Source organism: Chthoniobacterales bacterium (genome assembly GCA_035274845.1).
Taxonomy (GTDB): Bacteria; Verrucomicrobiota; Verrucomicrobiia; order Chthoniobacterales; family UBA10450; genus AV80.
This window is the reverse complement of the sequence record DATENU010000018.1, coordinates 1-21358: the sequence shown is the minus strand read 5'-3', so window position 1 is coordinate 21358 and position 21358 is coordinate 1. Positions and strand designations below refer to the sequence as shown.

Here is a 21358-nt window from a genome sequence, read left to right as displayed (position 1 = left end):
TTTGTTAAGACCAGCTCCCTTGGGAAGTGCGTATTCAGCGTAAATAGGCATGAATGGCAACCCAATCGCAGAGCAGCGGCTGAAGTCGGCCGAACGCGCGGGGAATACTTTCGCGACCCTGGCAGGAAAGGCGTTTCGAGATTCGGTTTTGCAGGCGGAATTCCCCTGTCTCGGCGCGAAGGCGGCCTTCAATGCCGGTTCTTACCTGCTCCGAACGTACGCCCGGCTGGGCAGTGAGCAGGTCACCAGAGATTTGGCGACCGATCTTCATGATTTCGTCCGGTCCGACCTGCGGCAACGGAGTGAGTTTGCCACTTTCGTGGCGATCTTTGAACAGCCGCGCGAAACCGGCGAAGTTGAGTTTGAGGACCTTCTCTGGGGACAACTGCGCGCTTTGCATCGAATCGATGCCGCGCATTTCAATTGGGACCCGGAGGTGCAATCGGATCCGGCCGACCCGCACTTTTCCTTCAGTTTCGGCGGCCAGGCCCTTTATGTAATCGGGATGCACGCGAACAGTTCCCGCGTAGCGCGGCGATTCCCCTGGCCCGCGCTCGTCTTCAATCCGCACGAGCAATTCGAACGGCTTCGGGCCGATGGAAAATGGAAGCACATGCAGGAAACCATCCGCCGGCGCGACTCGCAGCTTCAGGGATCGATCAACCCGATGTTGAGCGATTTTGGCGAAAGGTCGGAGGCGCGCCAATATTCCGGAAGAGAGGTAGGAGAAAACTGGCGCGCACCGTTTCCGGCAGCCAAAATGAAATGTCCATTCGCGCATTGAACATGATGTTTTGCAGCGATGGTCTCTGACCGCTTTTTGTAGCGGCGGTCTCTGACCGTCGAAAAATTTGTTTTCGACGGCGGTCCGAGACCGCCGCTCCAACCAAATGAAACGCCTCGAACCCCAAACTGGAACCGCCTTCGAGCTGCGCGCCGGTCAGCAGCTTCGGGTGATCGACGTCGAGGGCGAACAGGTTGCCGATTTCATCGCGTTTAACAGCGCGGATAAGGCCGAATGGCTCTCGTCCGGGCGCAGCATCGATTACGCGAATCGGATTTACCTCACCAAGGGCGACATTCTCTATTCGAATCGCAGCCGCCCGATGCTGACCATCGTCGAGGATGATGTCGGCCGGCACGATTTTCTGCTCACCCCGTGCAGTCCGGAAACGTTCCTGATCATTTACAAAAACAACGCGCCGCATCCGAGCTGTTTCGGGAATCTCGCCCAGCATCTGGCCCCTTTCGGCATCCCGCCGGATTCGATTCCCACAACGCTCAACCTTTTCATGAATGTCGAAGTCGGACCGGACGGTGTGCTCAAAATTCTTCCGCCGAGATCGAAAGCGGGTGAAGCGATCGTGCTGCGGGCCGAGATGGACCTGATTGTCGGGTTGACCGCCTGCTCGGCGGAGATGTCGAATAATTATCGGTTCAAGCCGATAGGCTTTGAGATCATCGGCTGAACGTCGTGCAGCTTCAAGGAACGGCGGTTTGAAACCACCGGGCGTTTGTCGGCGGGTTCAAACCGCCGCTCCTTGATTACTTGCCGACGCCGCTCGCTCTGACGATGGTTGTCGCCAATTCATGAGCCCGGAAAAGTTCTTTGATTACCTGGAAGGAAATCTTCCGGCGGCGGAACGCGCCCAATTCGAGGAGCGGCTCGCCAACGATCCTCAACTCCAGCGCGAACTGGAGATTGCCCGCGAAATGCACCGGCGTTCCCGTGGTTCGCGCGAAGTCATGCTCGAGGGCGAAGATCCGGAGATTCCCCTGCCCCCGAAACCCCTCGGACGCCGCGTCGCCACGGCGTTTGCGGTCCTGGTTTTGGTCAACGTCCTGATTGGCATCGCGTTCATCATTGGCAACAAAAAGGGCACCGGAGAGCTTCGGGCGCGCGAAGAAGCGACCCGGCGCCAGCTTACTGTCTCCCTGGAAAAAACGGCTGAAACCGCCCTGCCACTGCCGACGATTGGCGACGATGTCCGTCTGTATGCGCCCGGTCCGGAACGCGACAAGGTCGCCGACAGTGTCGTTCTCCTCACGAAGCAGGCGGGCGGTTCCGCCGCGAAAGCGCCGCCGGACGAAAAGGGAATTACCGTCGTGATCGATCTTCCTTCCGAGCGGGCCGATGAATTTCGCCGATCCCTGACGCCACTCGCGCCGCCTGATTATTCGCCCCCGCCCGCGGAGAAATCCCCGACGCCCGGGAAACGAACCATCATGCAAGTCCGCATCACCGATGCCCCATCATCCTGAGCGCCGTGGCGGCGAAGGAAAATGATCGCGATAACGTTTGCCCTCCCGGCAGAGAGCTCGGACTTCGTCAATCTGCTGAAAGAGCCGGAGCGAGATTCGCGCGACGGCGTTGAAATTATTCGCGGCAGTCTCCACGGAAAAGCGGTGACTCTTCTCCATACCGGGGTTGGTGAAAAAGTCTGCCGCGGCCGAATGGAAGTCCTTCTCCGGCACGAACGATTTCAGTATCTGGTCAGCGCCGGCTTCGCCGGAGCGCTCGGCAAAGAGCTTCGGGTCGGAGACCTGGTGCTCGCGGAAAACTTTTCGAGTCCGGAGCTGCGGCAATCCTCCGCCCTCGACCTCCCGGAGGATCGAGTATTTCTCGGCAAGCTGCTGACGGTTGGCGGGATGGTCGATTCCGCTGAGGAAAGGGTCCGCCTTGCCGCGAAGACAGGTGCGGTCGCGGTGGACATGGAAACTGAATTCATCGCGGAAGCATGCGCGAAAAATAAGACGCCAATGCTGTCGCTCCGGGCGATCAGCGATACCTCTTCAGAGCCGTTTCCGGCGCCGCCGAATGTCCTGTTCGATCTCGCAAAACAGAAGACGGATTTCACCCGGCTCGCGCTTTACCTGCTCACTCATCCGGCCGCATTGCCTCGATTGACCGCGTTTCGCCAGCGCATCGCCGGGGCGCGAAGGAACCTGACAGCCGCGCTGGAAAGGATTTTGCGGGCCGATTTGCTCGGGAACGTCTTGGCAAAGCGTGAATGGTGATAGGTGACTGGTGAATGGCTTTGCAGCCGCCATTCACTGATCACCGATCACTATTCACCCCCCGCTTACAGCGGCCCTACTCCTCCGGCTCAATGTGCACCAGCACATCGGCAATCCGCGGATCGGTTTGCTTGATCGCGTCTTTTACCCGGTGGGCAATCTCGTGGCCGTCGCGCACCGACATATTGCCATCCACCCCAACGTGCAGGTCCGCGTAAAACGAAATGCCCATTTTGCGGACCAGACATTTCTCGACGTTACACACGCCGGCGACCGATTCCGCCGCCTGCTGAATCCTGGAGACAATTTCGCCTCTCGGCGCCGTATCAAGCATTTCGTGTAAGGCGGGAAAGAGCAGCCGACAACCGTTGGTCGCGATCACGGCGCAGGCAAAGAGCGCCGCCCAATCGTCGGCGCTGTACCATTTCTCGCCGCCGATGAGCGCAACTGAGATGCCGATAAATGCGGCTGCGGAAGTCAGCGCGTCGGCGCGATGATGCCAGGCATCGGTCTGAACCGCGGTGCTCTCCACCCGCTTGCCGATGCGGCTAACAGCACGGTAGAGAAATTCCTTTACCCCAATCACCACCACAAGGACGACGAGAGTGAAGGGCGCCGGGCCATGGTGCGGAGTGAAAATCTCGCGCACGCTTTGCACGGCCAGCGCGATCGCAGCCACGATGACGCCCACGGCCACGATGCCTGCGGCCATTGGCTCGGCTTTCCCGTGTCCGTAAGGATGAGTGTCGTCCGGCGGGCGCGAGGCAAACTTCAAGCCGCCCCAGATCACGATCGAGCCGGCAATATCGAGCGTCGATTCGATGCCGTCGGCAATCAGCACGTAGGAATTCCCAAGCAGGCCCGCGCTGACCTTGGCCGCCGCGAGCACCACGTTGACCATCATGCCGATAAGGGCGAGGCGCGGCCCACTTTGCATATTGCTGGCAGGATCGTTCGCGATAGGGTGAGCTCGCTCCGCCATCATGAGTAAAACTTTTAAGGCCGCCGTTTACGAAACGCACGGAAATCCGGCAGAGGTTTTGAGTGTGGTCGAGTTTCCCTGGCCAACGCCGGCCCCAAATGAAGTCGTAGTGAAGATGTCGGCCGCGCCGATTAATCCCGCCGATCTGAATTCGATCGAGGGAAAATATCCGATCAAGCCGGCCTTGCCCGCCACGCCCGGGATGGAAGGCGCGGGCGTCGTGTTTGAAGCGGGCTCCGCCGTTCGCGACCTGGCCGTGGGAACTCAGGTGATTTTGCCACACGGATTCGGGACCTGGCGCGAAGTTGCAGTGATCGCCGCGGACCGGCTGGTCGCCGTGCCACCCGGGATCGAGCCGATCCAGGCCGCGATGTTGAAGGTAAACCCGGTCACCGCCTGGCGGATGCTGCATGACTTCGTTTCGCTGAAGCGGGGCGACTGGCTGATTCAAAACGCGGCGAATTCCGGCGCCGGCCAGGCCGTGATCCAGATCGCGCATGAGCTCGGATACAAAACCGTGAACGTCGTCCGACGACCCGAGCTGGCGGAGGAGCTGCGTTCGTTAGGTGGCGACGTGGTTCTGGTGGACGGCGAAAATCTTCGCGACGAAGTGGCAGCGGCTACGGGGAAAGCGCCAATCCGGTTGGCGCTGAATGCGGTCGGCGGCGAGAATGCGTTGCGGGTCGCGAAATGTCTCGCCTCAGATGGGACGATGGTTACCTACGGCGCGATGAGTTTGCAGCCAGTCTGCATTCCGAATGGGATGCTGATTTTCAAGAACCTGCGGTTCACCGGTTTTTGGGTGAACAAATGGTACGACGCTGCGACGCCCGAGCAGCGCGCCGAAATGTTCGCGCCGCTGTTCGAGATGGCGAAGCGCGGCTTGCTGCGGACGAAGGTGGAGAAAACCTATGGGCTAAGTGAAGCGCAGCGATCGGCCACGCCTCGAGAAGCAAGCGAACTGGAAAGATCGTATTCATTCTCGGGTAGGGTGGGCGTCTCGCCCGCCGGTTTTGGCATCTTGCCAAAACAATCTTTTCAAGTTCGCGATCGCGAGACGCGATCCCCGGCGGGCGAGACGCCCACCCTACCCGAGACAACTACGGCAGCGCCGCCGGCTACTGCGGCGCGGGTTCTTTTTTCGACTGGCGCTTCAGGAGCGTGATCTGCTTGATCCGCGCGGAATCAGATGGACTCCAGGTCGCCACGTCGGGATCGTCTTTGAAGGCGTTGTGAACGAGCCGGCGCTCATAGGAGTTCATCGGCTCGAGCTGCAAAGAGCGCCCAGACGCCCGAACCCGCTCGGCCAGTTCCCGCACCCGTTGCACGATCCGGTCTTCGCGCATCGAGCGGTAATGCTCGCAATCAACAATCACTTTTGGCGCGTCCTTGTCTTTCGCCTGGATCAGCCGGTTAAGCAGGAACTGGATCGCTTCGAGCGTCTCGCCGTCGCGCCCAATCAGGGTGTGGCTTTCCTCCATGTAGATCTGCAGGGTTGGATTGCCCCCTTCGCTCTGGGTTTCGTCGATCTGAACCACGAAGCCCAGGTATCCCAGGATGGTGTCGAGTAATTCCTTCGGCGTCATCGTCGTGCTTTGCGATCGCGCTTCCCTGCCGGCGCAACTTTTTCCAGGACCGGCGCGGGCTGCTTCCGGTTCTGATAAAGCTGCAGAATCGTGAACAGGTTCTGCGTCGTGTAATATAATGCCAGCGCCGCCGCGAAATTGTAACAGAAAAATAAAAAGATCAGCGGCATGAACATCATGACCTTTTGCTGGGTCGAATCGCCCGTCTTGGGCGTCATCCGCATCAGCCAGAGGTTGGTGGCCCCCATGATCAGGGGGAGAATATTGATGGGTAAACCGGCGGGGTTGCCCAGAATTGGGATCCAACTCAGGCCCGGAATCGTGAAAAGCGTGTCGGGTTGGGAGAGATCGTGCACCCAAAGAAAGCGCTCGTTCCGCAGCTCCGCCGCCTGTCCAAGCATGCTGAAGAGACCGAAGAAAATTGGGATCTGAATCATCATCGGCAGACAGCCGCCGACCGGATTAACTCCGTGCTCCTTGTAGAGCTTCATCACCTCCTGGTTCATCCGGGTGGGATCGTCCTTGTACTTCTCCTTGAGCTCCTGCATTTTCGGCGCGAGCGCCGACATCTTGCGCATCGACCGGTTGGCCTTGTTTTGGAGTGGCCAGAGAACGCCTTTGACACAGGCGGTGAGCAGAACAATCGAGAACCCGTAGCTGCCGATCCAGCTGTGGATCAGGTTCATGAAATTGAGCAGGAACTGGCTGATCAATTTCCAGAGTCCGAAATTCATGATCTCGGCTTCGTTGTGCTCCAGTTTGGCGAGACGGCCGTAAAGTTTCGGGCCGGCGTAAAGCTGGAAGCGCAATGAGGTGGTCTGCCCGGGCTGAAGCGCGAAGCCTGGCATACCCATCGCGCCTTCCATCCCCTGGAGCGAGGGACCATCGGAACGCTTGATCTCAAATGGCCGCGCCCAAAGTTCGACGGCCTTAGCGCTGAGGGGCGTAACGAGGTCGGTAAAGAACTGGTTCGTCATCCCAGCCCATTCGGCGCCATTCACCTTTTCACGGTAGAACGTCTTGGCCTCGCGTTTCTGAACGCCGACCAGCGGATAATTCTGCGCCGGGAACCAGCTCACATCGATCCCATTCGCCTTTCCCTCCACCGACCAGGCGAGCCGGGTGTAATTCGGCATGTCCTTGGGATGGATCGGGCGGGTCGAGCCCAGGGTGACGAAGTATCCCGCATTGTTGTAGGGCTGGGCGCCGTCATTCCGGAAATCGACATCCATTTCCGCCACGAAATTGTCTTTCTTTTCCGTCGTCGCCGGAAAGAAGAACCGTTTCCTAATGTTCACGCCTTCCGGCGTTTTGCGTTCGAACTGGACGCTGCCGTCCCCCTGCCGCTCGAGGGCGAACTCGGGCAGAGCAGCCGTGTCCGGTTGTTCGACGATGGCCCCGATGGGGATGCGATCCGGGCCATTCAGGACAACGCGCTGGCCGTTGTCCACGGTGTGATTTAGCAAGACCGCCTCGGTTATGGCGCCACCGCGATTCGTCAGATGAAATTCCACGTCGCCGTTGCGCAACGTCTCCGATTTCTCGGCGAACGCGGGGCCAGTTTCCGCCGCCGGGGAGGGCGCGGCGGTGGCCGAGGTTGCCGGAGTTGCGGCGGACGTTGGATTAACGCCGGGGCCGGGTGATGCCGCGGCGATCGATTGGTCAGGCGGCGCCGGTGTCGGCGAAACCGTGACCGGAACGCGCGGCGGGGCGTGAGAGACGGAGTAGATTTGCCATCCGATGAGGCCCAGAACGCAAAGCGTAACGGCAATCCATGCTTGTCGATCCATAACGGCTGCCCGCCGGGCTATTCACAAACGACTGAGGCCGGATGGCCATGCTTGCCGTGCGACCGTGGCGGCACGGGATCGTGGCCGCGCCCGCCCCAGGGGTTGCAGCGACCCAGCCGGCACAGACCCAGCCAGGTCCCGCGCCAGATTCCGTGTGTCTCCAAGGCTTCGAGAAAATAGGCGGAGCACGTCGGTTCAAACCGGCAACCGCCACCCGGACCCTCCAGAAGGGACAGCACTGGCGAGAGCAGAATTTGATAACCGCGAATAAAAAGACGCGCCAGGAAAACCATCAGGGCGCTAGGATAGAAGCACGCTCCGCGAGGCGCAACCACTCATCTTTCAGCTCCGGGTAGGTGGCGCGCGCGGCCGCCGGACGCGCCACGACAACGAACCAAAAACCGGCCCGCAACCTTGCTTGTTCGGTCCGCACCAGGTCCCGAAGCCGCCGCCGGACCCGATTTCGGATCACCGCTCCGCCCAGCCTCTTCGAAGTGACAAAGCCGGCCCGGAAGCCAGTCTCATCCTCCCGGGCAAACACGCCCAGGACAAGGAAGCGCCCCCGCTCAGAAGTTCCTTCCGACTTGACCCGCCCAAATTCCATCGGGCTGGTCAACCGCTTCGTCTTCGGGAACGAAAGGCGCGCCGATTGCATAACGCAGCATAACGGACTTGGAGCCGGCACGCCATCGTGCCGAAGGGAGAAGGCGTAGCTGCGCTTCCCCCAACGCCTCGCCTTGGAGCCGGCACGCCATCGTGCCGGAGAGAGAAAGCGTAGCTGCGCTCACCCCCAACGGCCTGATGGCAGGCCGTCTCCATTGCCTCTCCTGGCGCATCGTCTAGCCTGTTTCCATGTCTCCCCCCGGACATCTCGCCCATCTGTCCTCGTATCGTGATAACCCGATCGTCTTCTTCACTGTTTGCACCTATCGAAGAAAAACGATTCTCGCGAATCCAGAATGCCACCGCATCTTGCGTGGGATTTGGGAACGCTCCGCAAATCTCGATGGCTGGTGGGTCGGCGATTACATCTTGATGCCGGACCATGTTCACTTTTTCGCGCGACCGGAAATCGAGGGGCGCCCCACCGCGGAATGGATTCAGATGTGGAAGGGAGTCAGCTCACGCCAAATCGCCAAGGCCTTTGGGATTCGACCTCCCGTCTGGCAGGCTGATTACTTCGATCGCTATTTGAGATCGAGCGAGAGCTATTCGGCTAAGTGGGATTACGTCGAACAAAACGCGGTTCGCGCCGGATTAGTGAAGCAGGTGGAAGATTGGCCGTACCGTGGCGTCATTCACGATTTGATGTTTTGATTGGCGCGCCGCCACCTTGGAGCCGGCACGCCATCGTGCCGGAGAGCGAAGGCGTGGCCGCGCTTTCCCCCAACGCCGCCACCTTGGAGCCGGCACGCCATCGTGCCGGAGAGCGAAGGCGTGGCGGCGCTTACCCCCAACGGCTCGCCGCGGCGAGCCGTCTCCATTGTCCTGACGGCCGCGTCTCCATTCCGTACAGCGAAAGTCTTCCCGCGGGCAAACTGCGGGAAGACTTTGCGTTAGGAAATAAGGACGCCGGAAATTACGGGCTCGGACTCGATGACGTCGTCGTCGTGGTGGTTGACGAGGAATTCGAGGACGGACTCGTCGTCGTCGTGTTCGTGTTGGTGCTCGTGTTCGTCGTTTCCTTGGTCTTCTCTTTTACCACGGTGGAAGCGGGATTCACGACGGTCGTGTTGTTTTCGGTTTTCTTCTCGGGCGGGGCCGAAGGCGCAACAACGGTCTTTTCCTCGCACCCTCCGAGAAGCGCGGCGCCGGCTAAAATGCAGATTAATTTTTTCATAGGTTTTGGATTGTTGCCCATGTTGGGGCTAAGCCTGAATCGGTTCGCGCGAACTTTCCGGCCTTGCCGAAGCTTAACTTTCGCAGGCGTTTGCCTTTAAAGCCCCACCGTCACGAAGCACCGGGGGCCGCCTAAAACGGCGCCTGGTATTTCAACCCGTGCGCTTCCGCGACCGCCGCGTAAGTCATTTTCCCGTCCAGCGTGTTGATCCCGCCGGTGAGGGCCGGCTGCTTCTTGCACGCGCCTTCCAAACCTAGGTTGGCCAGCAATTCGACGTAACGCGCCGTGGCATTGCTCAACGCCTGGGTCGAGGTGCGCGCGTAGGCGCCCGGCATGTTCGCGACACAGTAATGGATAACATCTTCCTTCACGTAGACCGGATTTTGGTGCGTGGTCGCATGCGATGTTTCCGCGCATCCCCCCTGGTCGATCGCGATGTCGACGAAGACGCTGCCGGGCTTCATGAGCCGCAACATTTCGCGCGTGATCAGTTTGGGCGCCTTCGCTCCGGGAACCAGCACCGCGCCGATGAGGAGATCGGTCGACGGCATCAACTCGGTCAGGTTCGCTTCGTTGGAATAGAGCGTCTTTACGTTGGGCATGGTCAGGTCGAGGAACCGCATCCGTTCGGCGTCCACTTCGAGAATAGTCACATCAGCTTTCAGTCCCACCGCCATTCGGGCCGCGTTCACCCCGGAAGTCCCACCGCCGATGACCACCACTTTGCCCGGCAAAACGCCCGGCACTCCGCCTAACAAGACGCCGTTGCCGCCATTATGTTTCGCCAGGTAAAAGGCTCCCATCACGACGGACATTCGGCCCGCGATTTCGCTCATCGGCTCGAGCAACGGCAGCTTGTTGCCCACTTGGATCGTTTCGTACGCCACGCCGGTGACCCGGGATTTCAGCAATGCATCCGTGAGCGGCTTACTCGCCGCGAGGTGGAGATAGGTGAAGAGAATCTGCCCTTTCCGCAGGAGTCCGTACTCCGCTTTCAACGGCTCCTTCACTTTCACGATCATCTCCGCTTCCGCGTAAACTTTCCTGGCCGTGTCGACGATCTGCGCCCCCGCGTCGAGGTACGCCTGGTCGAGATAGCCCGAGCCGACTCCGGCGTTTTTCTGGACGAGAACCGTGTGGCCCCGCCGCGTCAGGGTCGTGGCCGTGGAAGGAATGAGCCCAACGCGGTGCTCTTGCGCCTTAATTTCTTTCGGAACGCCAATGATCATGGGGAAGAGAGTGACATGTGACGAGTGACAAGTGACAAGTCAAAAATGCGGCGCGAGAGATATTTTCTCGCCACACGTCACTCGTCACATGTCACTTTCCGTTAGTTCAACGACGGATCGTCCGGCGCCGCGGCCAGCATCTTGTACCAGGGGCCAAGGCCGCGCATGATGTCAAACCAGAGCTTTGGCAGGCGGGCCGGGGTGAGTGCGGCTCGGGTTGGTTTTTGCAAAATCCACGCTTCCTGTTTCATCTCCGCTTCGAGCTGGCCCGCGGTCCAGCCCGCGTAACCGACGAAAGCCCGCACCGACGCCGGATCCTGGTCCACGAGTTGGTGAGCCTCATCCACGCCGACGTTGTGATTCAACCTCAGTCCTTCTCCGGTATGCCATTCGAAGGCGGCAAACATCAATTGGTTTTTCCCGACAGGCCCGCCGAGGAATACCGGCACATCGGCCAGGCCTTCCGGTGGCGCTTCATTTACCAAATCGGCCACCTGCTTATCCAAGGGTCGATTCAGAATAACCCCCATCGCCCCCTCGGCCGCGTCGTGCGAAGAAATGAAAAGGACCGCCCGCCGGAAATTGGGATCGAGCATGTTCGGGTGAGCCACGAGCAGGGAGCCGGCCAGGCTCAGCTGCATGCCGTCGCCGAGATTGCGCATGGGAAACTAGAAGCTGCCTCCCCGGGACATGCAACGAGTTTCAGAGGGGCTGCCGCCCCTCTTGCTCGTGCTCGTGCTCTTGCTCTTGCTCTTGCTCTTGCTCTCGCTCTCGCTCTCGCTCTCGCTCTCGCTCGTCCTCGTGCTCGCCCTCGTCCTCGTTCTCTTGCTCTTGCTCGTTCTCGTTCTCGTTCTCGAAAAACGAAACGAAAATCGAGGGCGAGAACGAGGACGATTAGGAAGTCTGCACTCTACGATCACGCAATTCGAAAACGGGGCCATTCAATTGCGTTTCCCGCCAGTCCAACGTCGTGGCGGTAACGAGCTTTTGTCCCTCCCCTGGCAGTTGCTCCAGAAGCGCATTTCGCCGCACGGGATCGAGTTCCCCGAAAATATCGTCGAGCAAGAGCAGGGGCGGCGTTCCTTCTTCAAGGCAAAAAATCCGCGATTGCGCGATCTTCAAAGCGAGCGCGACCGTCCGCTGCTGGCCTTCGGAGGCGTATTGATTTGCCATTTTTGTCTCAACCAAAAGCTCTATGTCGTCGCGATGCGGACCGACGATGGTCTGGCGAAGACGCGTTTCCTCCGGTCGCGAATCCGCCAGATGCCGGGCAAAGTCCTCCTCATTTCCCGGCGAAAACCGGAGCTGCAAGGCTTCTCCGGTGCGACTAATCCCACGATGCGCTTCCGCCGCCAGGGGCGCCAGGCGTTCGACCAATTGCGCCCGCATCCGGCCGAGCTTCGCGCCCTGTTCGAGGAGCGGCGGGTCGTAGGCCGCGATCTCGCGCCAACGCGGCTGGGGCGACTTCAGAAGCGCGTTTCGCGAGCGGAGCGCGCGTTCGTAAGCGCGCAGGGTGGGCCGATAAAGCGGATCGATTTGCGCCGCCAGGAAATCCAGGTAACGCCGCCGCGCTTCGGAAGCGCCACGAACCAAGTCGATGTCGGTATTGGCAAACGAAACTACCCGCCCGAGACGCAAATAGTCATCGAGCGGTCGTTGTTCGACGTGATCCAGCGTCACCTTCCGGCGCAACCGGCCGTAACGAAATTCGAGCAAATGAGTTCCGCTTCTCCCGGCTACGCCGAACGATTTTTCTCCGAAGCGCACGACAGGCGCCAGGGTGGAGCTGCGTTGGGATTGTAAGCGCAGGAGAACACAAGCCGCCTCGAGGATCGAAGTCTTCCCCTCCCCGTTTCGCCCAAGGAAAAAGTTGAAGCCAGACGCGAGCTCGACCCTCAGCGATTCGAAGCAGCGAAAATTCCGGAGCTGAAGGTCAGCGAGCATGGGGCAGAATGACGAATGACGAATGACGAATGACGAATCAATGAGCAAATGACGAATGACGGAGAAGAAACCGGCCGCTGTCTGCCAACCATTCTGGCTTCGTCATTCCTTCGTCATTCGTTCATTCGTCATTTCTCCATCAGAGATTGATCAACTGCAGCTTGCTCGTCATCTGCGCCGGGACGCGTTTCTTATGAAAATACACCCCGCTGATCGGAGTGATGTCCGCCGGAGTGAGACCAACCGCAGCGGCAATAAAGTTGTGGTTGCAGAAAACGCCGTTAGTCCCATCCAGGCCAATCCAGCCCGCGCCGGGAAGGAAAACCTCCGTCCAGGCGTGGAGCGAGCCTTCGGCCCGCCGGGTTTCGGACTCGCTTTCACGCAAATAACCACTCGTTAGGCGGGCGGCGAACCCCATTTGCCGCAGAATTTCCGCGAGAAGGACCGCCACATCGCGGCAAGCCCCGCGACCGAGCTGGAGCGTTTCCGTGGGGGAAAGCGCCGCCCCTTCCTCGCGCCGCTCGTAGCCGATGCATTCATGCAGCCGCCGGTTCAGCTCGACAAGAGTCCCGACCGTATCGCGCCGTTTCCGGCTGGTGGGCGGTTCCCACCCCGGCACAGCCAGCCGCTCCTTGACGCGCCTTTCCCGATACGGCGCAAGCAACTGGCCAATCGCGGGCTCATACTCAAACGGCGTTTCCACCGCATCGTTTTCCAGGATAAAATGAAACGGGTCCTTTTCGTCCAGGTCGAGATTGATCGCGAGGCGGAACTCCAGCTCTTTCGACCGTTCCGGGAAGAAACAGGAGGCCACGATGTTTTCGAACACGTCGCGCGAATAGCGAATGGTCGCCTTGGGGCTGGCGGTGAAATCAAGGCGGCGGACGCGGCTGAAGCGATCGCTCCGCGGAAACAGCCGGACTTCGTGGGGCGAGAAACCGACCGGCTCGTCGTAACGGTAGACCGTCTGATAGCGCAGCCCGAGTTTCATAATGGTAATCTAAGTTAGGGCAGGATTGGCGTCCCCAAAAAGATCAGCAGAAATACTTAAAAAAAATAGTTTGCGGCCCTGCCCGACGTGGACTAAAACGTCCTCAGCTAAAAAGACGTTCTGGGGGGAACAGCCGCCCTTCATGTCCATCGGACGTGGGGGGCGGTACTTTTTTGGGGGTATGCCTCATGAATTCAAACCAGCTTCCATCGCGGCGAAAGTTTTCCTGGCCGCTCGCTTTTACCCTGGTCGCCTTGCTCGTCGCGGCCGTCCTCGTCTTTGTTTTCTGGCGGCTGGAAACGTGGCCCGCCCGGTCCGCGCGGCAAAGCGCGGCGGAATTGGAACGCCTCGGGCGTGACGTTCGGGATGCCTTCGTAGAGGTGGCGCAATTGCAGCCGCGGATCACGATCAACAACCGCATTTACCTCGAGCGAACAACGGCGACCGCTCAGCTCGCGATCCTTTCCCGCCAGGTCGAGGTCGAACATGAATTGCTCCATACCTGGGCCGGCAGCACGAAACGGATAAAGCTTCACGGCACCTTCACCGCGAAGGCCGGTTTCGATCTCCAGCGTGATGTCGCCGTCGACCTGAGACCGGAGGAGATCGCGGTCAGCCTGCCGCACGCGACGATTCTGGGCGTCGAACAAAAGCAGATCGAGGTGCTCGCGTTCGAAAATGGTTTTTGGAATCGAATCTCCGCGGAAGACCTCGAAGCCCAGCTGGCTGTTCTTCCCGATCTCGCCTGGCAAAAAGCGGCCGAAAGCGGAATCCTCGCGGAAGCGGAGACGGCGCTGCAAAAACAGCTCGACGACCGGATCCATGCCGGCCGGCCCCTGCACGTCCAGTTCCAGGTGGCGCCGGCCAACCAATAGTCGAATCGCGCGTTCGGCGGCCGGCCACCTTCCCGCTTTCAGCTTCCCCCGTTTGCCGCTAAGCATGTGGACTTCCATGCGGTCCGGGAAACTGCTCATCATTTTTGGCGCGTCCCTTTTTGTGGCCGGGGTCCTGGCCGTTTGCTTCTCTCCCTTGCTGGTGGCCGCCGGACTGCGCCTTTGGGCATCCCGCGTCGCGCGGCAGGGCGGGCTACGGATCGAACTGGGCCAAATCGAGGCGCCCTTCCTCGGCCCGGTGATCATTCACGACGTGCACGTCACCCGCGACTCCACGGCCGTGTTCCAGGTAAACGCGGCGACGCCTCGCCTGGAAGTCGATCTGAATCTCGCTGCCATGATCGGCGCTTCGGACAACCGGATGCTTCGCGCCCTTCGTTCGGAAACCATCACGATCGACATTCGCCGTACTCCGCGGTCCTCGACTACGTCGCAACGCGTGGCCTGGCCACTCCTCCAGGACCTCCTCGCGGATAATTTCAAGCTCTCCGGCGTTCAGCTTCACCTCGAAAATGGCGACACGACTATCGACCTGCGCGATGGCGCGCTTTCGGGCTCGGAGCTCGAGGCCGGGGCGTTTTCGGCGCGGGAGGTCGCGATTGAGTCGCCCTGGCTGCGGAAAACGTTTGCCAATTTGCGCGGGGCGACTTCCTGGCAGGAGAGCCGGTTGGTGGTTGGCGCTCTCAACGTCATGCGGGGTCTCGATCTCGACACGATCACGATCGACGTCGCCCACCTTGGCGAAAGCAAGCTGGCGATGGAAATCGGCCTCGACGCTTTTGGCGGGAAAATTCGCGCCCGGATTTCAAGCGAAGATCACGATGGCAAACGGACCTGGGACGTGGCCGGAAGCGGCTCGGAGATTTCCATCGCGCAAATGTCGGACGCTCTCGAGTGGACGAACCGCGCCAGTGGTTCCCTTCATGCCAGCAAATTTACCTTTCGCGGCGAATTGACCGATCTGCAGAACGCAACCGCGGCCCTCTGGGCGGAAGTGACGGGGTTAACCTGGCGAGATCGAACCGCGGACACGCTCATGATCGGCGCCTCCCTCTACAACCGGGAAGTGCAGGTCGAGCAGCTTTACATCAAGCAACGCAACAATCAGCTCACCTTGAGTGGCGAATTCAACTGGCCGGAAAAATTCACGGCTGACTTCCGGCCTGTTTTTCGCGGCGACCTCACGGCCTCCATTAACGATTTGGGCGAATTTGCCCGGCTCTTTGGCTGGAGCCCTCCCGATTTCGCCGGTCAGCTTTCCGCGAATGGCAGCATCACCGCCAGCGAAGGAAAACTCGGCGGGCACCTGTCGCTCGCTGGAAATTCACTCGTTTTGTTCCGCTCCCCGATCGAATCGCTCGAAGTGAAGCTCGACCTGGAAGAATCCCGTGTCGCGATCACCCAGCTCGAGCTTCGCCAGACCGGCGATTTCTTTCACGGGGAAGGAAGCTTCGCGCTCGGCGGCGACCGCGCCTACAGCGGCGCGTTTCAAACTTCGGTGACGCAGATCGCCAATTATCGCGGCTTCATTCCGAGCGAGATCATGCCCTGGCCGCTGGAAGGTTCGGTGGCGGCAGAATGGAAGGGCCGGGGCGAGGCCGACGGCGGATCGGGAACGTTTCAGGCTCGCGCCAAAAATCTGCGCGTCGCCAACGGCCCTCTTGCCTCGATCGATGTCGACCTGGAAGCGGACTATTCGCCGGAGAGTATCTTCTTTCGGCAATTCCACTTCCGGAACGAGCACGCTGACCTGACAGCTTTCGTCGGCGTCGCGAAGAATTACGTTCAGGCTCAGGGCCTGCGGTTCGATATCGACGGGAGTCCGCGAATTTACGGAAACCTTTTCGTGCCGATTTCGGCCCGCAAACTTCGCGAAGGTTCATCATGGCCGGCTGCTCTCAGCGCGGATCCGTTTTTCGACATCGATCTCACTCTCGATGCGGTGGACCTCGCCGAGTTGGCCACCGCCGTGGAAACGAAACCCGATTTTTCGGGCCAGGCGAACGGCAAACTGCAGCTCTCAGGAACGCCCGCATCGCTCCAGGGTACGACCGAACTCCATCTTCGCGATTTCGTGCTGGATAACTCCCCTGCCCTCAGCGCCGACCTCGACGCGAGCCTCGCCTTCGGCATGGCTAACCTTAAAGCCAATGTTGCGGTTCGTGGTTCCGATCCGGTCAAAGTCGAAGCGGCCGTCCCGATTCAATTGGAAAAGCGCGACACTGAATTTGCCCTCGCCAGCAACGGTCCGTTGTCCGCGACCGTGAATTTGCCGGCCATTTTCCTGGGAAATTTGCCCAGCTTTATTTCCCGGGGAGCTTTCACTCGTGGAATCCTGAGCGGTTCTCTCAACCTCGCTGATTCCGTGCGGCACCCGCTGATATTTGGCAGCGTTAACCTGGTGGACGGCCAGCTTCTGCGCGGGTCTGCGATTTCGACCGAAATAAATTTTGAGGGCCGGAAGGCGACGATCGGCTACGCCCATTTACAAGAGCGCGACGCCGACATTTCGGCCGGCGGCGAGATCGGGTTCGAAGACATCGCCGATGTTCGTCTCACTCTTTTGCCGAATGTCTCCCTGACCCCGACGATGGCGCTGAGCGGCGAAGATTGCGTCAATGACGTGGCCTTTCACGCTTCGCCGGCCATCAACCGGCTCGGCCTCTCCGTAAATCAAATCAATCTTCGCGGAGGCATCTTCGAGGCCGGATGGAGGATATCCCTGCGCCAGGAAAATTCGCTCGACTCCGAAAGCGCGGAGCAAGCTGTTTCGCCGCTCACGTTTCCGCTTTGCCGCGATGGCAAAACTTTGTCGCTCGGCCTGGTGCCGTCGCTCTTCCCGTAGTTTTAGATCGCGGTGGTTTGACCCTCCAACCACGGCCCCAGCTTCTCGCGCAACTCCGGCGTCAGGTTGATCCGAAGATTCGCATCCATTTGGACAAAGCCGCCATCGGCCCGGCACAGCATCAGACGGACGGAACGCGTCCCGGGCGATCCCGCCAGGATCGTCTGCACCTGACGCAATTCTTCTCCGGTCGTCGCTGGCGAGAAGGACAAAACCAGCGGCGGTTCGTTCTCCGCATGACCGTTCCCATTCCCATTGCCATTGCCGCTTGATTCGTTAGGCAGCCGCGCCTGTGCGTCAGCCGCGGAAAGGACCTTCGCCTTTTGCGCGACCGCCCGGAGCGCATCGTCCCGGCGATCGAGCGTCCCTTGGACGGCAATCACGCGTCCGAGGACGAGAGACTCGGCGACCTTCACGTAAACTTCATTCCAAAGGACAACCTCGAGAGTGGAGGTCAGATCTTCCAGCCAGACGACCGCAAACGGTTTGCCCTCTTTCTTGGTGAACTTTTTGTCCACCTGCACAATCGCGCCGCCGATCCGAAACGACGCGCGATCCGGCAGTTCGTTCAGGGAAGCGATCGTCTGATATTTCCCTTCGGCCAGCAGGCCGGCGTAGGCGTCGAGGGGATGCCCCGTAACATAAAACCCGAGTAGTTCCTTTTCGTAGGACATTTTCTCGTGCTCCGTCCAGGGCGTGACCCGGCGATTGGCGGATTTCGGCGCAGCCGGCGGCAGTTCGTCAAAGAGCGAAACCTGGCCGCTCGCCCTGTCTTTCTGCGAGGCTGCGGCCGCGGCGAGCGATTCGTCGATGCAGGCAAACAATTCGGCGCGTTCGCGGCCCAGGAAATCGAACGCCCCGCATTTCACGAGGGTCTCGAGGATCTTGCGATTTGCGATCCGCGAATCGAGCCGGCGGCAGAAATCTTCGAGGGAGCCAAAATCTCCACCCGCCTCGCGCTCCTGAATGGCAAATTCCATTGCGCCCTGACCCACATTCTTAATCGCCGCGAGCCCGTAGCGAATCGCATTCACTTCCACCTGTAGCGGCGGTCTCGGGCCGCCGTCTTCCTTGTCCCCCTGTAGCGGCGGTCTCTGACCGCCGTCGTCTTCGCCTTCCCTCTCCCCCCGGCGGTCTGAGACCGCCGCTACAAGAGTACGATCGTCCGAGACCGTCGCTACAGCTGAGACCGCCGCTACCGTTTTTTCCGGCGTAAACTTCAGTCCGCTCCGGTTCACGTCCGGAGGCAGAATCGGAATTCCCATTCGCTTGCACTCGCCGACGAAGGTCGAAATCTTATCCGTGTTATTGATCTCGTTGCTCAGCAATCCGGCCATGAATTCGACCGGGTAATTCGCCTTCAGGTAAGCGGTCTGGTAGCTGATCAACCCGTAAGCCGCGCTGTGGCTCTTGTTGAATCCGTAGCCGGCGAATTTTTCGAGCAAATCGAAAATCGCGTTCGCCTTTTTCTCTGGGATCTTGTTCAGCCGGGCGCAGCCTTCGATGAAATTGGCGCGCTCTTTCGCCATCTTCTCGCGGTCCTTCTTCCCCATCGCGCGCCGAAGCAAATCCGCCTGGCCAAGCGTATAACCGGCCAGCCGGTTGGCCGCCGCCATGACCTGTTCCTGGTAAATCATGACGCCGTAAGTGTCCGCGCAGACTTCTTCCAGGAGCGGATGCTCGTAACGAATCTTGGCGAGCCCCTTCTTGCGCTTGATGTAATCCGGAATCAGGTCCATCGGCCCCGGTCGATAAAGCGCGCTCAAAGCGATGATGTCGTCGATCGATTTGAAATCGAATTGTTTGCAGAAACCGGTCATGCCTCCTTCCAACTGGAAAATGCCGATGGTTTCCGCGCGGTTGAGCAAAGCGAAGGTCGCCGCATCATCCAGAGGCACTTTCTCGAGCGAAAAATCCGGGACCCGTTCCCGGATGAGTTCCACGGCATCGTGCAGGACCGTCAGGGTCCGCAACCCGAGGAAATCCATCTTGAGCAGGCCCAGATCGTTGAGCGGCCCCATCGGATATTGGGTGATAACTTCCTTTTCCTTTGGATCGCGGCGGAGCGGCACATACTCCGAAAGATCGCGATCGCCGATGACGACGCCGGCCGCATGGACTCCGAAGTTGCGTGAACGGCCTTCGAGCAGAGTCGCGTGCTGCCACAATTGCCGGGTCGCCGGCTCCACCTCGATGGCCCGCCGCAGCTCCGGATTGGCCAGGGCTGAATCTGCCAGGGTGATATTTTGCTGCCCCGGCCCGCTCGGAATCATCCGGGCCAGCCGGTCCGCTTCACCGTAGGAAAGCCCGATCACGCGGCCCACATCTCGCACCGCGCTTTTCGCGTTCATCTTGTTGAAGGTGACGATCTGCGAAACGCGGCGCTCGCCGTATTTTTGTCGAACGTATTCGAGCACCTCGCTCCGGCGGTCCTTGCAAAAATCGACGTCGATGTCGGGCGGCGACACTCGCTCGGGGTTCAGGAAACGCTCGAAGATGAGTCCGAATTGCAGCGGATCGATATCGGTGATCCCCAGGACATAAGCGGCCAGCGAACCAGCCGCCGAACCACGGCCCGGACCCACGGGAATACCATGCTGCTTCGCGAAATGGATGAAGTCCCAAACAATCAGGAAATAGCTGACGAATCCCGCGTTGGTCAGCACGTCGATTTCGTAATCGAGGCGCTTGATCAATTCGGAGTCCGTTCCGGCGCGCTCCCCATAACGCTCATGGAGACCCTGGTAGCAAAGCTCCTGCAAATAGGCTTCCCGCGTTTTGCCCGCCGGCGCCGGGTAATCGGGATACTTCGAAACCCCGAACTCCAGTTTGAGATTGATCCGATCGGCAATTTCCAGCGTGTTCGTGATCGCGGTGGGATGATCCGCAAAAAGAGCCCGCATCTCAGCCGCCGATTTGAAGTAAAGCTCGGGCGTATAACGCATCCGGCGCTCGTCGTGGACCATTTTCCCGGTGCCGATGCAAACCATCACGTCGTGCGTCTCGTGGTGGCTTCGGTCCAGGAAATGGACATCGTTCGCCGCCACCAGCCCGAGGCCAAACTCCTGGGCGAGGCGCGGCATGATCTGGTTGCATTTCTGTTGCGCCTCGATGCCATGGTCGTGCATCTCCAGGAAAAAATCCTCCGCCCCAAAAATGTCGCGAAACTCCGCGATGCTTTGCCTGGCCTTCTCGAGATTGTCCGATTGGATCGCCATGTTGATCTCGCCCTTGAGACAACCGCTTAGCCCGATCAATCCCTTCGCGTGGGCGGCGAGCAATTCCTTGTCGATCCGCGGTTTGTAGTGGAACCCGTCGAGGTGCGCGGTCGAAATGAGTTTTACGAGGTTGCGATACCCCGTCTCGTCCCGGGCCAGGAGCGTGAAATGATACGCGGCGTCCCGCTGATTATTCGGCCGGTCTTTGATCGCTCCCGGCGCCAGGTAAGCCTCGCAACCAATGATCGGCTTGATTCCCGCCTGGGTCGCCGCCTGGTAAAATTCGATCGCGCCATGGAGATTTCCGTGGTCGGTGATCGCCACCGCCGGCATTTCGAATTCCGTCGCTCTTTTCATGAGCTCCTTCATCCGAATGGCCCCATCGAGGAAGGAATATTCCGTATGAAGATGGAGGTGAACGAAAGAGTCGGAAGGCATCCAAACGCATTATAACCCCGTGGTGTCCGAAGCGGTCAAATCCACGAGGGAAAGATGCGTGCATATGCAGAAAAAACTCCACCCCAGGGACCCACAGTTCAAAAAAATTAGCGGTCCGTCGTAATCTTTTGGGACCGTTTTGCGAGCTTCTTGAGCCTTCAATAAAAAAAATTGTTGGGGCAAAAAATTTCGGTGTTGCACCATTTCGGGGACGTTGCTATGAGAGCACGTGCGGCGATTCACCGAAACGAATTTAAGGGCTCCCGAAGGTTTCGGTTTCCCGCGCCTTAACCTTTGTTGCGATTGAAGAATACCCACTCACCGGACCCTGGCCTCACATGAAAAAGCTCGAAGCGATCATCAAGCCGTTCAAACTCGAGGAAGTAAAGGAAGCCCTGGCCGAGCTCGGCATCGAGGGCATGACCGTTACAGAAGTGAAAGGCTTCGGCCGCCAGAAAGGGCACACAGAAATTTATCGCGGCAGCGAATACACCGTCGATTTTCTGCCGAAAATCAAAATCGAAATCGTCTTGCCCGACGCGCGCGTCGATGCCGCGGTGAGCGCGATCGTCAACGCTGAGATC

General features: G+C 59.6%; 20 protein-coding genes. 9 read left to right on the top strand and 11 right to left on the bottom strand.

Annotated elements, in window-relative coordinates; all coding sequences use genetic code 11:
* Positions 1-49 precede the first annotated feature (49 nt).
* The 4 genes from gntA to VJU77_12575 all read left to right on the top strand — a co-directional run bounded on the left by gntA (position 50) and on the right by VJU77_12575 (position 3018).
* Positions 50-784 (top strand): guanitoxin biosynthesis heme-dependent pre-guanitoxin N-hydroxylase GntA, encoded by a 735-nt coding sequence (gntA, locus tag VJU77_12590; GenBank protein ID HKP04183.1) that lies wholly within the window; start codon positions 50-52, stop codon positions 782-784.
* A gap of 106 nt (positions 785-890) precedes the next feature.
* Positions 891-1469 carry an urea carboxylase-associated family protein gene (locus tag VJU77_12585; GenBank protein HKP04182.1) on the top strand — a complete coding sequence of 193 codons (579 nt, stop codon included), beginning with the start codon at positions 891-893 and terminating at the stop codon, positions 1467-1469.
* Between the two features lie 121 nt (positions 1470-1590).
* Positions 1591-2262 carry a hypothetical protein gene (locus tag VJU77_12580; protein ID HKP04181.1) on the top strand — a complete coding sequence of 224 codons (672 nt, stop codon included), beginning with the start codon at positions 1591-1593 and terminating at the stop codon, positions 2260-2262.
* 21 nt (positions 2263-2283) lie between these two features.
* Entirely contained in the window at positions 2284-3018 is a 735-nt protein-coding gene (locus VJU77_12575) for a hypothetical protein (GenBank protein HKP04180.1), read from the top strand.
* A 76-nt stretch (positions 3019-3094) separates the two neighbouring features.
* On the opposite strand, the gene VJU77_12570 is transcribed toward VJU77_12575, so the two are convergent.
* Positions 3095-4003: a cation diffusion facilitator family transporter gene (locus tag VJU77_12570; protein HKP04179.1), complete on the bottom strand. Its 909-nt coding sequence runs from the start codon at positions 4001-4003 to the stop codon at positions 3095-3097.
* Here VJU77_12570 and VJU77_12565 point away from each other — a divergent pair.
* Positions 4002-5165 (top strand): 2-enoyl thioester reductase domain-containing protein, encoded by a 1164-nt coding sequence (locus VJU77_12565; GenBank protein ID HKP04178.1) that lies wholly within the window; start codon positions 4002-4004, stop codon positions 5163-5165. The genes VJU77_12570 and VJU77_12565 overlap by 2 nt on opposite strands.
* Here VJU77_12565 and VJU77_12560 read toward each other — a convergent pair.
* From VJU77_12560 to rnpA, 4 genes are read right to left on the bottom strand one after another with little or no spacing between them, the layout of a single operon-like run.
* Complete coding sequence (locus VJU77_12560; GenBank protein ID HKP04177.1) at positions 5119-5586, bottom strand: R3H domain-containing nucleic acid-binding protein; 468 nt, start codon at positions 5584-5586, stop codon at positions 5119-5121. The genes VJU77_12565 and VJU77_12560 overlap by 47 nt on opposite strands.
* Entirely contained in the window at positions 5583-7376 is a 1794-nt protein-coding gene (yidC, locus tag VJU77_12555; GenBank protein HKP04176.1) for a membrane protein insertase YidC, read from the bottom strand. Before yidC ends, VJU77_12560 begins: the two co-directional genes overlap by 4 nt.
* Before the next feature lie 17 nt (positions 7377-7393).
* Complete coding sequence (yidD, locus tag VJU77_12550; GenBank protein ID HKP04175.1) at positions 7394-7669, bottom strand: membrane protein insertion efficiency factor YidD; 276 nt, start codon at positions 7667-7669, stop codon at positions 7394-7396.
* Entirely contained in the window at positions 7669-8031 is a 363-nt protein-coding gene (gene rnpA / locus VJU77_12545; protein HKP04174.1) for a ribonuclease P protein component, read from the bottom strand. The genes yidD and rnpA overlap by 1 nt, the downstream gene beginning before the upstream one ends.
* Positions 8032-8228: 197 nt before the next feature.
* On the opposite strand from rnpA, the gene VJU77_12540 reads away from it, so the two are divergent.
* A complete protein-coding gene (locus VJU77_12540) occupies positions 8229-8693 on the top strand; it encodes a transposase (GenBank protein ID HKP04173.1) in 465 nt (154 codons plus the stop codon).
* A 262-nt stretch (positions 8694-8955) separates the two neighbouring features.
* Here the strand turns inward: VJU77_12540 and VJU77_12535 are convergent, their stop codons facing one another.
* The 5 genes from VJU77_12535 to VJU77_12515 all read right to left on the bottom strand — a co-directional run bounded on the left by VJU77_12535 (position 8956) and on the right by VJU77_12515 (position 13380).
* Positions 8956-9216, bottom strand: coding sequence for a hypothetical protein (locus VJU77_12535; protein ID HKP04172.1), 261 nt, complete (start codon positions 9214-9216; stop codon positions 8956-8958).
* A gap of 131 nt (positions 9217-9347) precedes the next feature.
* Positions 9348-10445: an alanine dehydrogenase gene (gene ald, locus VJU77_12530; protein HKP04171.1), complete on the bottom strand. Its 1098-nt coding sequence runs from the start codon at positions 10443-10445 to the stop codon at positions 9348-9350.
* A gap of 101 nt (positions 10446-10546) precedes the next feature.
* Positions 10547-11107 (bottom strand): YqgE/AlgH family protein, encoded by a 561-nt coding sequence (locus tag VJU77_12525; GenBank protein HKP04170.1) that lies wholly within the window; start codon positions 11105-11107, stop codon positions 10547-10549.
* Positions 11108-11339: 232 nt separating this feature from the next.
* A complete protein-coding gene (gene recF, locus VJU77_12520) occupies positions 11340-12389 on the bottom strand; it encodes a DNA replication and repair protein RecF (protein HKP04169.1) in 1050 nt (349 codons plus the stop codon).
* A gap of 139 nt (positions 12390-12528) precedes the next feature.
* Positions 12529-13380: a transglutaminase family protein gene (locus tag VJU77_12515; protein ID HKP04168.1), complete on the bottom strand. Its 852-nt coding sequence runs from the start codon at positions 13378-13380 to the stop codon at positions 12529-12531.
* Positions 13381-13568: 188 nt separating this feature from the next.
* Here VJU77_12515 and VJU77_12510 point away from each other — a divergent pair, with 188 nt between their 5' ends.
* Together VJU77_12510 and VJU77_12505 are read left to right on the top strand one after the other, a co-directional pair.
* Positions 13569-14255, top strand: coding sequence for a DUF4230 domain-containing protein (locus VJU77_12510; GenBank protein HKP04167.1), 687 nt, complete (start codon positions 13569-13571; stop codon positions 14253-14255).
* Positions 14256-14331: 76 nt separating this feature from the next.
* Positions 14332-17118 (top strand): hypothetical protein, encoded by a 2787-nt coding sequence (locus VJU77_12505; GenBank protein HKP04166.1) that lies wholly within the window; start codon positions 14332-14334, stop codon positions 17116-17118.
* A gap of 2 nt (positions 17119-17120) precedes the next feature.
* Here the strand turns inward: VJU77_12505 and dnaE are convergent, their stop codons facing one another.
* Positions 17121-20774, bottom strand: a complete 3654-nt coding sequence (gene dnaE / locus VJU77_12500) for a DNA polymerase III subunit alpha (protein ID HKP04165.1) — start codon at positions 20772-20774, stop codon at positions 17121-17123.
* A gap of 338 nt (positions 20775-21112) precedes the next feature.
* Between dnaE and VJU77_12495 the strand changes: the two genes are divergently transcribed.
* A partial coding sequence (locus tag VJU77_12495) for a P-II family nitrogen regulator (GenBank protein ID HKP04164.1) occupies positions 21113-21358 on the top strand: 246 nt, incomplete at its 3' end.